Origin of the sequence: Daejeonella sp. (assembly GCF_049655485.1) — a bacterium.
Lineage (GTDB): Bacteria > Bacteroidota > Bacteroidia > Sphingobacteriales > Sphingobacteriaceae > Daejeonella.
In genome coordinates, this window is sequence record NZ_JBASJU010000216.1 from 1 (window position 1) to 16,904 (window position 16,904).

The 16,904-nt window shown below is 41.1% G+C and carries 10 protein-coding genes; 3 read left to right on the plus strand and 7 right to left on the minus strand.

What is annotated here, in order from left to right; genetic code table 11:
- The 6 genes from WBJ10_RS09130 to WBJ10_RS09155 all read right to left on the minus strand — a co-directional run.
- Positions 1-2,657: PVC-type heme-binding CxxCH protein (locus WBJ10_RS09130; RefSeq protein ID WP_424289516.1), on the minus strand; the 2,657-nt coding region annotated here is incomplete at its 3' end.
- A gap of 45 nt (positions 2,658-2,702) precedes the next feature.
- Complete coding sequence (locus tag WBJ10_RS09135) at positions 2,703-3,599, minus strand: hydroxypyruvate isomerase family protein (protein ID WP_424289518.1); 897 nt, start codon at positions 3,597-3,599, stop codon at positions 2,703-2,705.
- Between the two features lie 16 nt (positions 3,600-3,615).
- Complete coding sequence (locus tag WBJ10_RS09140) at positions 3,616-5,415, minus strand: RagB/SusD family nutrient uptake outer membrane protein (RefSeq protein ID WP_424289520.1); 1,800 nt, start codon at positions 5,413-5,415, stop codon at positions 3,616-3,618.
- A 23-nt stretch (positions 5,416-5,438) separates the two neighbouring features.
- On the minus strand, positions 5,439-8,819 hold the full coding sequence (locus WBJ10_RS09145; RefSeq protein WP_424289522.1) for a SusC/RagA family TonB-linked outer membrane protein: 3,381 nt from the start codon (positions 8,817-8,819) through the stop codon (positions 5,439-5,441).
- 116 nt (positions 8,820-8,935) lie between these two features.
- Entirely contained in the window at positions 8,936-9,994 is a 1,059-nt protein-coding gene (locus tag WBJ10_RS09150) for a FecR family protein (RefSeq protein WP_424289524.1), read from the minus strand.
- Between the two features lie 87 nt (positions 9,995-10,081).
- A complete protein-coding gene (locus WBJ10_RS09155; protein WP_424289526.1) occupies positions 10,082-10,687 on the minus strand; it encodes an RNA polymerase sigma-70 factor in 606 nt (201 codons plus the stop codon).
- 310 nt (positions 10,688-10,997) lie between these two features.
- Here WBJ10_RS09155 and WBJ10_RS09160 point away from each other — a divergent pair, with 310 nt between their 5' ends.
- Positions 10,998-11,810 (plus strand): hypothetical protein, encoded by an 813-nt coding sequence (locus tag WBJ10_RS09160; RefSeq protein ID WP_424289528.1) that lies wholly within the window; start codon positions 10,998-11,000, stop codon positions 11,808-11,810.
- A gap of 56 nt (positions 11,811-11,866) precedes the next feature.
- Here the strand turns inward: WBJ10_RS09160 and WBJ10_RS09165 are convergent, their stop codons facing one another.
- Positions 11,867-13,456 (minus strand): sulfatase-like hydrolase/transferase, encoded by a 1,590-nt coding sequence (locus WBJ10_RS09165; RefSeq protein WP_424289530.1) that lies wholly within the window; start codon positions 13,454-13,456, stop codon positions 11,867-11,869.
- Between the two features lie 534 nt (positions 13,457-13,990).
- Here WBJ10_RS09165 and WBJ10_RS09170 point away from each other — a divergent pair.
- Both WBJ10_RS09170 and WBJ10_RS09175 read left to right on the plus strand, forming a co-directional pair.
- Positions 13,991-15,748 carry a nucleoside hydrolase gene (locus tag WBJ10_RS09170; protein ID WP_424289532.1) on the plus strand — a complete coding sequence of 586 codons (1,758 nt, stop codon included), beginning with the start codon at positions 13,991-13,993 and terminating at the stop codon, positions 15,746-15,748.
- Between the two features lie 67 nt (positions 15,749-15,815).
- Positions 15,816-16,874: a nucleoside hydrolase gene (locus tag WBJ10_RS09175; protein WP_424289534.1), complete on the plus strand. Its 1,059-nt coding sequence runs from the start codon at positions 15,816-15,818 to the stop codon at positions 16,872-16,874.
- The last annotated feature ends 30 nt before the right edge of the window (positions 16,875-16,904 follow it).

The window sequence follows — 16,904 nt, forward strand, 5'->3', positions numbered from 1 at the left end:
AAAGTCTCTATTTCAGCGATAGTTGGTATCTTCTTTTTGGCTGCAGTTTGGCCACCATCAGGTAAAAACGTTTTGGCTTCTATATATACAGCTTTACGCCAGGCTCCTTTTAAACCCTCAACAAAACCCGGGATCATTTCCTTTGAGATTTTCTTATCCCTCAATAACTGCAGCACTTTGTCTTCACCATTCATACTGCCGCCCATTCTACTGGCAGCTTTTAAGCGGATTGCCTTATTATATGAGCTTGAAAAAGCAACATTCTGCAACATGTCGACGGATTGTTTGCTGCCAACACCTCCTAAAGCTGAAATTACTTTCATCGTTTTAGAAGTGTCGCTATTGCTGATGGCATTACGCACCAGATCGGAACCATTTAAATCTAATACTAAAGAAATTGCATCACGCCGCAATGATCCATCAGCTTTTGATATCGCAAGATCCATTAGTTTCGGCTTTTCGCTTTTAAGTTCATATCGGCGAACCAGGTCTATATACTCTTTAGTGCCGTAAACTGATTTCAGTACTTCAGTAATGGCTTTTTTAGCGACTTCAGATTGCTGAACCGTCTTGAGATCCAGGTGATTTAAAACCAGTTTATTCAGTTGTGGATCCCTTTTTGTATTTTTTTCAATCATCGCTAAAAGGTACTTGCCTTTCGCCGGACCTGTATTAAAATCAAAAGCACGGAAATATCTTAAGCGTGATTCAAGATCGACTCTCTGGTCGGATGCAAGCTGAGCCAGGTAGGGGATAGCTTGATCTGTTCTGGCACGCCAAACAATATCTTTCCCGGCCTGATTTTTCAAAGGATTTTTTACGAGCCTGGTATATGCTGAAAAGCAGGCATCCCATTGAGCGTCGGCACCAATGCCCAGTGCTTCCAGGTACCAGCGGTCTTTTCCATCGTGCTGATTGGCCAGTGTTGCCCAAAGTGTTGGCATTTCAGCAGATTTATTATGCCGCAAAGCGATGGCACATTCCCGTCTAACCTGCGGGTCTTTATCATTAACTAATTGCTTAACAATCCCGATTACATTAGAATTAGCTTGCCTCGCAGCTCTCAATCCCATTATTCTTAAATCAGGATTGCTTTCTTTGATGGCCGCATTGATATATTTATCGGCAGGGGCTAACTTAACCAGTACCCAAAAAGCTCTGGCACGCATCCGCAGATTTGGAGAGGATGTCCAAACTTTCTCTAACTCCGGGACAGCGGTTCGGCCAAGGCGTGTTAATGCTTCCCAGGCCTTAAAACGTACTGCCAGATTTGGACTTTGCAAAGCAGTTACAGCTCCGGCTGCGGTATTGTAATTTTGCTTTGGAACGCTGAATTTTGAACCTTTTGGCGCAATGCGATAAATACGCCCTTTCTGCTGATCACCTGCCTGATGGCCGCCCACTCCAGGGTCATACCAGTCGGCAACTATTAATGAACCATCCGGTGCAACGGAAACATCCGCCGGACGGAACCACTGATCGCCTTCGCCCTTCAGGATATTGATGATTTCAGCGGTATACCCTGCCCCAGCCTTCTTAACGGGATAAGACCGAACCACATTCGGTCCCGGGTCAGAATGGATCATTTGATTTTGAAATTGTGCAGGCAGTAAAGATCCTTCGTAAATAACCATCCCGGTAGGAGAGCCGGCGCCTGTCTGTAAGAGATTAGGGATGACTCCCGGATCATTCAAATGCCAGTGACGTAATGGAATGGAGTCTTCCATGTTCGTACGGTTTGCCGACCAGGAAGCACCGGTCATCTCATCTTTATAGCCATAGTTACCGTAATCCATTACATAATTTATGCGCGTTGACCGGTTCCCATCATCATCGTTATCGCTTTGCCACATGGTACCATAACTATCTACTGCAAGCTCATAATTATTCCTGAAGTTATGGGCCAGGCACTCTACCTGGGTACCATCCGGGTTGGAACGGAAGATCATTCCCTGGGTGTATTTTCCCGGCCCGATGATATCACCATCCTGATCTTTAACAGGATTCCCGTTCTTATCCCTTAAGGTTTTTCCCTCGTTGCCAAAATTGAAATACAGTTTTCCATCCGGACCGAATGTAAAAGAATGCATCCCATGGTCATGCTGTACACCACCAATTCCCTGGAATAATATTTCTTTACGGTCGGCTTTGTCATCACCATTATCATCATAGAAAGCCCAAACATAAGGGCTTTGAGAAACCAATACCCGGTTTCCCAAAACACTAATGCCTAAAGGAGCATTGATCTCCGGTCCCTGGTAAAAAACCTTGGTAGTATCTGAAACGCCGTCACCGTTTGTATCTTCCAGGATGATAATGCGGTCGCCTTTTTCAGTGGTAGGATTAGCATTGATCTCCGGACGATAATTATAAGCCTCCGTAACCCAGATTCTTCCCCGCTCATCAACATCCATATTGGTTGGATTTTTAAGCATAGGCTCTGTTGCCAGAACCTGGACCTCTAAACCCTGATCTGCCACCAAGCCTCTCAAGGCATTTTCAGAAAGATGTTTTTGATTTTCATCTAAACCTGCTAAGCTATCCTGCCCTGATTTGTTTTGATAATCAGAATTACAGGATGTAAGAAAAACCGTTGAAATGAAGAAATAAAACAGGAAGCTTTTTCTGAAAGATTTAACACGGATAAACTTGATCATCGGGGGTTAAAATAAGAGTTAAAATATTAGAAATTAATTTTGGTATTAAACTACATCACAAATCTGAACTCCTTGTTTTAATGAGGCTAATTTATCAGGTCTTTTCGGGATGAATTCCTGTGCGACATACCCTTTAAAACCAGTTTCTACGATAGCTTTCATAATTGCCGGATAATTTAATTCCTGTGTATGGTCTATTTCGTTCCTCCCGGGCACACCGCCGGTATGGTAATGAGAAATGTATTTGCTATATTTTTTTATAGTGGCAATTACATCACCTTCCATTATCTGCATGTGGTAAATATCATAAAGCAATTTAAACCTGTCTGAGCCCACTTCATCGCATAAAGCAACGCCCCATTTAGTATGATCGCACTGATAATCAGGATGATTCACCTTGCTGTTTAAAAGTTCCATTACAAGGGTTACCTTATGTTTCTCGGCCACATTGATCAGTCGTTTTAAACCTATAGCAGAATTTTTAATTCCCTGCCCGTCATCCAAACCATTGCGGTTCCCTGAGAAACAAATTATTTGGTTATAGCCCGCTGCGGCTGCTTTAGGAATAATATCTTCATAACTTTTCACAAGCTCATCATGATATTTCAAATCATTAAAGCCCTGGGTGATGCCTTTACCCGCCCCCCAGGGCAGAGCAGAAGTAAGTCCGTATTTTTTAAGCATCGGCCACTCATCCGGACCAACCAGTTCAATAGATGACAGTCCTATATTTTTGGCAGCCTTGCACAGATCTTCCAAAGGGATAGAATCATAGCACCAGCGGCAAACGGAATGATTCACTTTCCCTTTTAAATGGGATTCAAGAACGGCTTCTGCTGCAGAAATGCGATTAAACAAACCGTTGCCAACAATTGCAGCACTCGTAGCAGCGGCCATTTTTAAAGCGGTTCTTCTTGAGAAACCTTGCTGATTTTGCTTCATGACTGGGCTATAAAGATTAATACAAAGGGTTCTGGACGAGTTTACTGTTTCTGTTCATTTCATCCTTCTTGATAGGAAGAAAATAAAAACGTGGATTCCATGCTCTGGCCTGTGCTGTTATCATTGAATAGGTACGTGCCGGCTGAATTGCACCATTTCCATCCATCGTGCCATCAACCCTTACTCCCTGTGCATCCTTATAAGCAATATCTGCAATCATCCAGCGACGCACGTCAAAATAACGCAGATCTTCAAATGCCAGTTCAATACGGCGCTCATTACGATAACGTTCAACTAAAGCTTGTCCGCTTTCAGTAACCTGAGGCATACCCACACGGGTTCTGATCATATTAAGGTGAGTGCGTGCTTCCTGCTCCTGGCCTAACGCAAGGCATGCTTCTGCGTAATTCAATATAATTTCTGAATAACGAATGAAACGCCATGGAAGATCCTGCTTTACAAACTGAGCATTTAGGGTTGGATCAATAAACTTGCGCATATAATAGCCTGTATAAGTACCATTCCAGTCTTCAATCGGACTATTCCTTGTATCCAGGCCTGGAACCACAGTACCATCAGGTTTTTTATAATATCCAACCTGAATAATACCAATTGGATCTTTTCCCGCTACATCTGAAGGACGTGGTCTCCAGACAGCCCCTTCATAATTGATACTGGCATAAAAACGAGGGTCACGATTTGCATACGGAGCAGCCTTGTGGGCAGGATTGTTCCAGTCAAATTTAGAACCATCCGCCATTTCATAAGCATCTACCATCTGACCTACCGGAGTATTGCTACCCCATCCATGCCAACCATTGGGATTGTTATATAAACCAGGATTATACCCGTCCCAGTTTTCATCAACTTTTGGCGTAAATAATCGCGAAAATATATCTTCAGATGTTTCTTTAGACAGGAAAATATCCGCATAATTTTTAGAAGCTTCAGCTGCTGAAGCCGGAGTTCCCGCTTTATAAAGGCTATAAACTCCCAAATCCATAACAGCCTTTGCTGCATTCTTTGCTGCCTGCCAACGAGCAGTTCTATCTCCTCCTACATATCCAACAAGTTCTTTATTAGTTCCACCTGCCCATGCAGCATTGTTATTGTGCAGATCGCTTGCTGCGTATAATAATACTCTTGATTTTAAAGCCAGCGCAGCGCCTTTAGTTGCACGCCCCTTATTATTTCCAGATTGTGTAAGCGGCAATAAAGCAGCTGCTGAATCCAATTGAGATGTTATAAACTTAATGCAATTTTCATAGCTATCACGAGGCGCAGTAAAGTCATCAGAAAGGCCATATGCCTTTGTTATAATAGGTACACCGCCGTACATGGTAACTAAATTATGATACAGATTGCCCCTTAAAAAGTATACTTCCCCCTTAATTCGATTTTTATCTGCCTGATTCTCAAAAGGGACTTTATCTATATTCGCAAAGAAAACATTGGCAGACCTGATGAATTTGTACACAATTGCCCAATTCATTCCCCTCTGCCTGTTGCCAGACCAGAAATTTTCGTCAAATATGGATAAGTCACTGGGTGTTATAAGGCTCTTAGTTACGTTACTGCTCCCAAAGTCTGCATTGTATGTGGTTTCATCCACCATGGATGACATCATAATGTTACTAAAGCCATGGGGTATCCCAAAGTATATATTGTTAACAAATGCCTGAGCAAGAGCAGGGTCGCTCCAAACCGCCTCTTCCGAATACTTATCCGAAGGTTTTTGATCCAGAAAATCTTTCTTACACGAAATTGTATTTGCCAGGACGAATATCCCTAGTAGTATATAATAAATTTTTTTCATGACGACTGATTTATAAAAAACGTTTAAAAAGTAACCGATAAACCACCATTTACTATTTTTTGTAAAGGATAGCCTTGTCCAGAGCCAGATCCCAACTCAGGATCGAAATCCTTCAAATCAGGGCTATAGGTTAACAGGTTATATCCATTTAGATATACACGAAGGTTTTTAAGCCCGGCGCGGCTAATCAGGGATGAGGGTATACTGTAGCCTAATTCCAGGTTTTTGAGTCTCACATAATCAGTTTTACGGACCCAGAACGTGTTAGCCTGGCCAACCCAATATTCATTACCGCGGTTAAAAGTACGGGGGCCGCTTGCATCCGGATTTTGAGGGGTCCAGCGATTATCCGCAAAATCTTTAAGGAAGTTTCCTATTTCACCAGATTCAGTGGATATATACTGTATAGCTCCTGCTGCACCCTGAACTAATGCTGCAAAATCAAAAGATTTGTAACGCAGATTCATGGTAACACCACCATTAAGTGTCGGGGTAGTGTTTTTATTAAATCTAACCCTGTCATCTACAGTGATTTTTCCGTCTTTGTTATAATCTTCAAATATTACGTCTCCAGGGCGGGCATTACTTAAGTGCGGATATTTATCTATAGCATCCTGGTCTTTGAAAATGCCCAAGGCATTGTAATAAATATTGCTAAACATCGGGCGGCCGGTAGTTCTTTGATAATCAGGAGCGCCAGCAGGCTCATCCCAAAACAAAACTTTGTTTTTCTGATGTCCCCCGTTAACGCCAAACTGGTAAGATAATTCGCCTGCTTTTCCGTTATATGCTACACTGAAATCAAATCCTTTATTGCCTACTTTACCAATATTCTCTCTCGGCAATTGAATACCCGCGGATGAGGGAACGGAGGCATTTCTAAACCACAGGATCTGAGAACGTGTGTAATTAAAGTAATCAGCAGTTACAGAAATCTTATCGCTTAATAAAGTTGCATCAAAACCAATATTTGCCTGATTTGCTACTTCCCAGGTAACTTCTGTATTCGGCAATACAGTCTCATATAATGCCGGGTTTTCCACATTGCCATTAGTTATAAATGTCAATGCAGGATTCCATGTTTGCGCTCTGATTCCACCAAGTCCGTACATAGCCAAATATTGATATTCATCGATCTGGTCGTTACCAGTTTGTCCCCATGAAGCCCGGAGTTTAAGGGAATTTACAGCTGCAATCTTGTCCTTCCAGAACTTTTCCTCGGATATTCTGTAACCTAAAGAAATACCCGGGAAGAAGCCGAACCGGCTCTCTTTAGGAAAGATATAAGAACCCTGGTATCTCCATACAAATTCAGCCAGATACTTTTGCTTATAATCATAGTTTACCCGACCGAAGTAGTTTAATCTTGCCTGAGAATAAGCGCTACCATTATTTGACATAAACTGGTCTGTTGCACCTGCAAACATTTGATCCAGTAATGGTGATATGAAATTTCTACGATAAGCGCTATAATTATCTCCGCTTCCTGTTATTTTTTCAATACCTGCCAAAAGGCTGATATTATGGTCAGTAAGGAATTTAGTTTCATAATTAACAAGTCCGTTGAGTAGAATATTCTGATTATCTTCCGTTCTCATGTTAAGAGCGGGGCTGTCAAATCCTCTTTTTGACTTTTGCAGTATCGGCTCGTTATTGGCATCAAAACCATTAAATGAATACAAATACCATGGAGTCTGCCAGGTTTTTTGAAAGCGAAAGTTTTTGTCGACGGCGGCATTTCCAGTTACAGATAATCCTTCCACCCATGGAATCTTTACATTAAGTCTGACATTGCTATTCACTACATAACGCTTATCATGATCGTAGCCGGTAGCTTTGGTGCTTACTACAACCGGGTTATCCCCGTATTCGATATCAGGGCCAGGAACTCCGTTAGGCCAGTAAGCAGTCATGGTAGGTTTACCACGCATTACCATTCTGAAAATGCTGCCTGCACTACGGGTAGGATAGTTACGATCCTCTGTACGGCCCGCAACATCGAAAGTAAGGCTGATATTTTTATTTATCTTTCCATCTAAATTTGTACGGAAATCGTATTGATTATACTTGGTTCCGCTATTGTAATAAAATCCTTCCTGGCCTGTTTTTCCTAAAGAAATAAGATATTTGACGCTTTCGCTTCCTCCGGAAACAGAAGTATTAAGGTAGCTTTGGCCAGACCATGGTTTTAAAACCTCTTTAAACCAGTCTGTATTAGGATAGTACCAGGGATCTGAGCCGTCGGCAAACGTTTGAATTTGCTTATCACTGTATACAGGTTTATAACTACCTGGATTTTTATAATAAGCAATTTCATTTACCATGGTAGCATAGGTTGGTGCATCTGCCATTTCAGGAAGCCTTGTAGGTGTTCCATAGCCCTGGTTAAAGCTTGCTGTAATAGACGGGGCGCCTATTTTACCTCTTTTAGTAGTAACCAGAATAACCCCATTCGCTGCCTGAGCTCCGTAGATCGCTGCTGAGGCATCTTTCAACACCGAAATGCTTTCGATTGTACTAGGATCAAGACGGTCTAATGAACGCCCGGGAATACCGTCCACAACAATTAATGGATCGTTGTTATTTAAGGTATTCATCCCGCGAATTCTTAAAATTGTGCGGTCTGCTCCAGGCTCGCTGCTTGGAGTTACAGCAACCAAACCCGGTAAACGCCCTGCCAGGCTGTTACTTACGTTAGTTGTAGGAGACTGAAGAATTTCCGATCCTTTAACAGAAGTTACAGAACCAGTTAAAGTCGCTTTCTTTTGGGTACCATAACCAACCACAACCACTTCATCTAATTGACTATTTGCAGGGTTAAGTATAACACTTAGTTTGGTTTGTCCTGACAATTTAACTTCGCTGGTTTCAAAACCTAAATAAGAAAATATCAATGTCGCATTTTCAGGGGTAATAATTGAAAATTCGCCATTGACGTCTGTACTCACGCCGACATTAGTCCCTTTTATTTTTACTGATACACCAATTAATGTCTCACCCCGATTATCAGTTACCTTTCCGCTAACTGCAATATCCGCCAGAGAAGATTCAGTCTTTCGGATCGCTATAAGTTCATTGTTGATAAACTGATAGCCGAGTCCTGAATTTTTCAGCAATTCCTTCAAGGCCTGTTCAATACTGGCATCTTCAAGATTAACGGATACTTTTTTCTTTATCTCATCCAGATTCTGATTATACAGGAATCTGTAAGAGGATTGTTCCTCAATCTGACTTATGGCTTGAGCAATCGCTGATTTTTTTACCTGCAGATTAATTTTGTTCTGGGAAAATCCTGTAGCCGAAGCACCTATCGAAAACAGAAGGACCAGAATGGCAGTTAGGTTCATACTAAGAACAAGATTAGAAGGAAACGATTTTCTTGAAATCGCAAAAAAACTTTTCATACTTTTGAATTAGGTTAAATTAAATAATCCAACTTTTCGCGGGGTTGGTGTTTTTCTAATCGATCATAACGGAGCGTGCGTCAACATTCTCCGTTATTTTTTAAATCGGATGCAACTTATTCAAGTGATCTAACAAATATTTCACGGCCTTGTATGTTAAAATGGAATGCACCTACTTTTTGGAGGGCATTAAACGCTTGTTCTGCAGTTTCTTTTTCGAAGGATCCGTTAAATGTTAACCCCTTCACCTTTTCATCCTCAAAATTAATTTTAACATTATACCAGCGCTCCAGCTTTCTGGCTAATTCCTCAAATGTTTCACCTCTAAACTCAACTCTGTTATAAATCCATGCTGTTTCAATTCGTTCAGCCTCATCAAGTTTCGTATCCAGGTTAACCAGTTCGTAAATATTTTCCGGTGTGGATTTCTCAATTTTGGACGGCTCTTTCTGTGGGATGATGAGCTTTTGATTGGGGACCAGAAAAACAGATTTTTTGGCTCTTTCAGTATTATCTGTTACCTCGATTTGACCATGCAGAAGGGTTGCTTCTATATTTCTATCTCCTTGATAATATTTAACATTAAATACGGTACCATGTACTATAATATCAATCTTTCCGGCGTGAACAATAAAAGGCCTGCCTTTTTGTTTTACTACATCAAAAAATGCTTCACCTTCTAATCGTACTTCACGCCGTGTACCAGAGAATTCATAATCGTAGTATAGCTTGGAGCCCCCGTTAAGCCAAACGGTGGTGCCATCGGATAAAAGCACCTTACTTCTGCTGCCGTATTGAGCCGAAATAACTTGTTCTTCGGTTTTTTGCCCTAATTGATATGATTTTCCTATGTAAAAAAGTAATGCCGCCAAAACAACTGAGGCTGCATAAGTAAACATTAATCTCTTCGAAAATTTCCGCTGAAAAAAGGGTTGAAGATTTCTTTGTGATATTTGATCAATATTTTGACGTTCAATCTCAGCCTTACGGATAATTTTCTTGAATTGAGTTTTTTCATTTATCTCGTCCTCTAAAACCTCATCCTGCTTGAAACTTTTCTTCCAGAGCTTCTTTAACAGAGAATACCGATAACTCAAATGCTGATCAAATTTCAGTAGAGCATTTAACTCTTTTTGTTCATCATCAGAGATTTCACCGCTCAATGAGCGAGCCATCAATATCCAAATTTTATCATTACTGTCCATTAAAGGAGGTCCTCTCTAATAAAGACAGCTGAATGAGTAAAATCTACTAAGTGAATTTTATTTTTTTTTCTCCGAATGCTGGGGAAACTTATTTGAGTATTTGATATTCAGCGCAAAACATAGTCGTTTAACCGCTATTGCCATTTGTGCGTCGATAGTATTTACCGAGATATTAAGAATCTCTGATACTTCCTTATATCGCAACTTATCTTCTCTAACAAGTTGAAATATTAGCTTACAGCGCGGCGGTAAAGATTCAATTGCGCTATGAACCGATTGCATTAATTCAGAAGTTACCAATAAATCATATGGAGTATTATTTTCTGAATGAGCATCGTATTCAGTAACTTCTAATAATTCTGTAACAACTCTCCGTGCTTCCTTGGAAAGTGCATTTAAAGATTGGTGTTTTACAGAGGTATATAAATAAACCTTGAGATTTTTAATTTGAGTTATATTTTCGCGGTTATACCATAGCTTTACAAAAACGTCCTCTACTATTTCTTCAGCCTGTTCTTTAAACCCTGTATAATTCCTGGAAAATGATATTAATTTTTTATGGTAATGATTGTAAATCTTTTCAAAGGCCTGTTCATTGCCTTCTGAAACCAATTGCTGATATTCAGGTAAGCAATCAGGAAAAGATTTCTTATATAACTTCATAATTGAAATTACACCTAATTAATAAAACCACAAACGTTAGGAGAATTACAGCCAATCTTTGACGAGCCGTCATTATTAACAATTTTTTGATTCTCTAACATCAATGTTACAAATTTTAACATAAGCTTGCAAAGTTTATTTTTTAATACGGACAAACCTATCAGTATAGGTTCCTTGCAAGGAAGAGCACCAGTTCATTAACGATAATCTACTCCTGATCAGTTGCAGCATTCTCATTCCTCTTCGAAATACCTAAATCTTGGTATTGCACCTCCAGAAATCGTGAAATACCTTTAAAAAAAGAAATAACATGAAAAAATCTAACTTAATTAAAGCAATCACAACCTTAATTCTGGCTGTTTTTTTAGTGACCAGTTTTTCAGGATGTAAAAAGATTAAAGAGACAATTGAAGAAGCATGGGATGGTTATTGGGCGGGAGTATTTGATCTGGGAGAGGGATGGCAGGTTGAACTTAATGGAGATCGGGCAGAATATGTTACTGCCGGGGTTAGCAAAGTTGGCACCAATGTCGGGGATCCATTTGCCATTGGAATGGCATTAATTGGCAATAATAAATGGAGGGGATATATCCGTGAAAAAAATGGCTATGGATTTTTAGGGTTAGGTACTGCAGAAATAATAGATAATAAACTTAAAATAACGCCGGATGGGGCTGCTCCTTATACGCTTAACAAGGGGGTCAAAAGTACGGGTACTGGCAGTTCAGGAGGCAGCTCAGGAGGTAGTTCAGGAGGTAGTTCAGGAGGGGGTATAGGAGGTACTACTCAGACTTTAGTTAATCAGAAGGTTGAAGGTAAACTAGGAGATAAATTAATATTTAAAATTACCGTACCAGCAGGTGTAAAACAAATGGAAATAAGAACCACTGAAGTGGCGGGAACTTATTATTTCAATGTTGCAGATATGTTTGTCAGGAAAGGAAGTGACCCTACGGTTACGCTTACACCGAGATATTCCTGGACGGCCGATTGCGCCAGTATTGAGTCTAACAGGGCAGATGAAGTTTGTACATTTTCAAATCCATCCGGTGTGTACCATGTTATGTTATATGGATACAATAGTTCTTTCACCTCCCAGCTGGTAGTGAAGATTGTGAAATAGGATAAGGGGGGCCTGGACCATCAAATATTCACCCCCCCATCACTTCATTTAAAAATTTATCTATTCACTACCTTACTATAGCCCTGTGTTTTTAACTTATCAAGTAAAGCCTTTAATTCTTTGACCTTCGGGGGATATTCCATATATAGGTTGTTCTGTTCCAGCGGATCAGACTTTAAATTATATAACTGACCAAGCGGGCCCCCGTTAACGGGTTTTATTCTGCCAGGTTCTGTAAAACCGCCGGAGCCAAGCCCGTCAATATATTTCCATTCATCTGTTTTTATCGCATGCAAATTTCGCGACGATATATAAATAACCTGATCTCTTACTGGTGTACGAGATCGATTTTTTATTACATCATAAAAGCTAAAGCTGTCCTCCCCGTTCTTCTCTTTGATTGCCTGGCCGGTCAATTCAGAAAAAGTTGCCATAAAATCAACCAAGCTAACCGTTTGTGTATACTCAAACTTCTCCTTTATTTCACCTGGCCATTGGACAATTAAAGGAATGTGATGGCCACCTTCATAAATGTCACCCTTTTGCCCCCTTTTTGGGTAATTACTTCGGTGCGAATAAGCCTGTATATCTTCCTCTCCCCAGGGGGCACCATTGTCGCTTGTAAAAATAACTATTGTATTGTCATCAATCTTCAGCTCTTTTAACCTGGCATTCACCTGTGCAACATAGCTATCTACTTGTGCAACAAAATCGCCATACGCTCCTATGCTGCTTTTGCCTTTAAACTCCTTATTTGCCAGCCACGGTGTATGCGGGCCGGTTAATGCGAGGTAGAGCATAAATGGCTTCTCAGGATTGCCTATAGTTTGTTCTTCAATAAAGGACAACCCCTTGTCGACCAGGCTGTCCATTGAATTTTCCATATCAAATGTTTTAGACATCTCGCCATTCCGCCACCACACACCGCGCTCCCAGTAGACGTCGTCCTGGGTAGTATGTTTTCTGTCCCATACAAACTCTGTTCCCGGCAAGGTTCTTTTATAAGCATCAGCAGTTAGAATTACATTCGGATCAACAACCCGATTGTTTTTTACAAAAACATACGGAGGCATATCTAAAGAAGCGGGTAATATATAAGAGTAATTAAAACCAAGGGAGTTGGGGCCACCACTTACATCCTTGCTAAAATCGGTATTGGTTACGGTCTTATCACTCTGCAAGGAAATCTGAGGTTTGCTCTTATCTTTTAATTGCCAATTGAGGCCCAGGTGCCACTTACCTATAGCAGCAGTGGTATATCCTGCCTTTTGCATCAGGGAACCAATGGTTTCTCTGCCGGGTTCAATAAGCGGTGGCAGATACCCTAAAAAATCTTTTCGCTCCGGAAGACGAAAATAATACCGACCCGTGAGCAGCCCATATCGAGAGGGTATGCATACTGCCCCGCCTGAATGAGCATCGGTAAATACCACACTTTTTTGCGCCATCTTGTCGATATTCGGCGTTTTTGTGCGTGCGGATGGATTATTTGCGGAAATATCGCCATATCCCATATCATCTGCTAAGATGACGATTACATTAGGCTTACTAATTGGTCTTTTTTGGGCTGCCGCCTCCGCGATAGCTAATGAAAGACTGCATAACACGATAATCTTAATTGTAATTTTCATACTCTGATGTTCCATTGAACTCCATCTTTAAAATATTTACTGATTTGTAACGCGATTAAATTTTTCCTGGTCACGGGCGATCTGAATTGGTTATGAGGTTGATAGATCAGTCCTAAAGCTTACCGCACAAAATAAAATATCATCCATAAATTCAATTTATGAAAAACTTACGAAGTTGATGAACAAAAACTGACATCTGCATGACAGTATCATGACACAACTCTACGCTTCTTAGGTTTTACCGGTCCTGAAAATCCATCTGTTACAGTAAAAATTTAAAAAAGTTTTAATTAATTATTAAAACCCGAACGATTTACGCCATAACTAAATCTAAAAACAAAAAGCTCTATTTATCTCTAACTAATGCAAGTGTTTTTCGCTTTATTATAATTTATTGTTACTCATGAAATTGTTTCGTCTAAGTTATTGTGTGTGTGTTAGCAAAATGCATTCCTCCTTAAAAAATTCTTGTAGCTATACAAGTTTTTTACGCACAACAATAGTTCGGATCCGTCGTATTAAAGTCTGTTAAACTTTTACTTTGAGAATATGAAAAAAATGCTCCTTAGCAGCAAGGGACTTCTGTCGATGCTGATCGCGTCATCGCTATTATTCAGCAGATGCCAAAAGGAAGAAACCGTTTCTCCATTAAGTGTTAAAGACGATCTGGAAATGACCACCTGGTCAAGCACATCAGGTGTAAAAAATATAGATCTTTCAAAGGTAAATTATAATTCCGGGTATGCCTACATGGTAACCGACTGGTTTGGTGTTGGGGGAGACAACCTGTGGTCCACATCTTCAACTTTGAAAGTTTATGAGAATGGGGTGGCACTGGGCCCTGCTCACTCGTCACACCAGGATGTTCGGACTATTGGAAAAGGGAAATTTAGTCATTGGGGGAATGATCTATATTTCACAGCTTCAGATAATTCGGACCCACGCTATAACGGAAGGAAATATACATATACTATTACGGACGTTGCAAGCACTACCACGACCAGCAGCACAACGACATCTTCAACTGCGAAGACAATCAATTTATCGAACGTTACACTAAATTCCGGGAATGCCTTTCTGATTACCGAGTGGTTCGGAGTTGGCGGCGATACAAAATGGACGACAACTTCCACCTTGAAAGTTTTCGAAAATGATAGAGAACTTGGTCCTGCACACTCAGCACATCATGATGTTGCAAGCTATGGCAAGGGTCGATTTAGTCATTTTGGCAATAATCTGTATTTCTCTGCTTCGGATAATACCGACCCGCGCTACAACGGAAGGAAATATTCCTATACGACCGATGGATCCAGCCCGGCAAGCACCACAAGCACCACAACAACGTGGACTGCACCAAGCACCACACCAACACAAACTATAAGTTCGCCAACTGGCATCCAGGAAAATGTCATATTCGACACGGATCCCGGAGGCGACGTTGATGATGCAGGAGCCTTAGCCGTTCTTCATGCGTTAGCTGATCGGGGCGAAATAAAAATTCTTGCTATGGGGGTATCTATAGGGCATGAAAATGCCGTACCTTTTGTAGATGCGGTGAATACCTGGTATGGCCGTCCGGATCTTCCAATTGGCGCTATCAAAAGTGGTGCATCTTATTCGGCAGACTATTACATGAAAAATATTACCGACCGCTACCCAAGTAATGCAACACAGTACAATGCGCCGGAGGTGGTTGATCTTTACAGAAAGGTACTTGCAGCACAACCCGATAAAAGTGTCACACTTATCGCTGTCGGCCCTTCTACCAATATCAGCAAATTGTTGAGTTCCGGACCCGATCATCACAGTAGCCTGAACGGAGTGGAATTGGTACGTAAAAAAGTAAAATTCTATGCAGCCGGAGGTAATGGGAATGGCGGGCTTCCTTATGGACAGGCGGGCTTCAATTATTACATGGATCTTAATTCAGCAAGTAATGAGCTAAATCTCCTTCCTTCAGATTTTCCAACTGTCTTCGCTGGTGGTAGTGGTTCAAAGCTTGAAATGGGCTCCGGTCTTAATAATACTCGCTGGGATCACATTATCCGGAAATCATATGAATCGTATTTTTACGGCACCGCAAAAGACCGCGCCACGTGGGATCAGTTAAGGGTTCTATATGCTTGCCGGCCAGCATCACGGGCTTACTTTAACACTTCTGCCCGCGGGAAAATTCAGGTTAACTCAAGCCGTATAATTTCATATACAAGTTCCTGGGAGAAAAATCATGCCTATGCTTACGTAAACAATTTCACGCAGATACGGGACGAGCTTGCAAAATTAATGCAGTATGATCCAAGGGATTAAGAATTAATATAATTGGACATTTCCCCTTGCTCTAAGTATCTTTACTATTTAATCCTGATCCTGAGATATGTGGAAAACGTGCATTTGTAGCAAAGGACTTCTGTCGATACTGGTTGTTTTGTCTTTTTTATTTATCCAGTGCAAAAAAGGCAGAAGCCTGGCCGCTACAGGCCCTACAATTTCTTCGCTTAATATCCCTGGCAATGATGTTCAGCAACAAGTAATATTCGACACTGATCCCGGAGGCGACGTTGATGACGCTGGCGCATTGGCTGTACTTCATGCTCTGGCTGACCGGGGAGAAATCAAAATTCTCGCTATGGGCGTATCCATAGGACACGATTTAGCGGTACCCTTTGTAGATGCAGTAAATACCTGGTACGGCCGTCCTGACCTGCCTGTTGGTACGATAAAAGGGACCGCATCTTATTCAGCAGATTATTTCATGAAAAATGTGGTCGACAAGTATCCTGCTAATTTAACAAAATACAATGCGCCGGAAGTTGTTGACCTTTACCGGAAAACACTTGCCGCGCAACCAGATAATAGCGTCACAATTATTACTGTAGGTCCTTCCACGAATATCAGCAATCTTCTTAATTCAGCACCAGATCACCACAGTAATCTAACCGGCGTAGAGTTGGTGCGCAAGAAGGTTAAATTTTATGCCGCCGGGGGAAACGGTAATGGGGGCCTGCCTAATGGACAGGCGGGTTTTAATTACTATATGGATTTGAAGTCAGCAAGCAATGAATTAAATCTCCTTCCCGCGGACTTTCCAACCGTTTTTGCAGGAGGAAGCGGATCCAAGCTCGAATTGGGATCCGCACTTTCTACGGCCAGCGATGACCATATTATCAGGAAATCATACGAATCCTATTATAAAGGCACTGCACAAAACCGCCCGACCTGGGATCAACTAAGAGTATTATATGCGTGCAGACCTGCATCAAGGGCTTATTTTGACACTTCTGTCAGGGGAAAGATTCAGGTTAATTCTGCTCGTGTTATTTGGTGGGAAACTTCATCAGAGAAAAACCATGCCTATGCCTATGTGAACGATTTCACAAAGGTTCGTGATGAGCTATTAAAACTAATGTTATATGATCCCAGAGGTAACAAATGATCTCTGGATAAAAATGGGAAAAGGGCTATG

What these genes read in the sequence shown, in the direction of transcription:
- WBJ10_RS09155 (WP_424289526.1), bottom strand. Translation starts at nt 10,687, where the DNA reads ATGAAGTTATATAAGAAATCTTTTCCTGATTGCTTACCTGAATATCAG.
- WBJ10_RS09175 (WP_424289534.1), top strand. Translation starts at nt 15,816, where the DNA reads ATGTGGAAAACGTGCATTTGTAGCAAAGGACTTCTGTCGATACTGGTT.
- WBJ10_RS09150 (WP_424289524.1), bottom strand. Translation starts at nt 9,994, where the DNA reads ATGGCTCGCTCATTGAGCGGTGAAATCTCTGATGATGAACAAAAAGAG.
- WBJ10_RS09165 (WP_424289530.1), bottom strand. Translation starts at nt 13,456, where the DNA reads ATGGAACATCAGAGTATGAAAATTACAATTAAGATTATCGTGTTATGC.
- WBJ10_RS09145 (WP_424289522.1), bottom strand. Translation starts at nt 8,819, where the DNA reads ATGAAAAGTTTTTTTGCGATTTCAAGAAAATCGTTTCCTTCTAATCTT.
- WBJ10_RS09140 (WP_424289520.1), bottom strand. Translation starts at nt 5,415, where the DNA reads ATGAAAAAAATTTATTATATACTACTAGGGATATTCGTCCTGGCAAAT.
- WBJ10_RS09135 (WP_424289518.1), bottom strand. Translation starts at nt 3,599, where the DNA reads ATGAAGCAAAATCAGCAAGGTTTCTCAAGAAGAACCGCTTTAAAAATG.
- WBJ10_RS09160 (WP_424289528.1), top strand. Translation starts at nt 10,998, where the DNA reads ATGAAAAAATCTAACTTAATTAAAGCAATCACAACCTTAATTCTGGCT.
- WBJ10_RS09170 (WP_424289532.1), top strand. Translation starts at nt 13,991, where the DNA reads ATGAAAAAAATGCTCCTTAGCAGCAAGGGACTTCTGTCGATGCTGATC.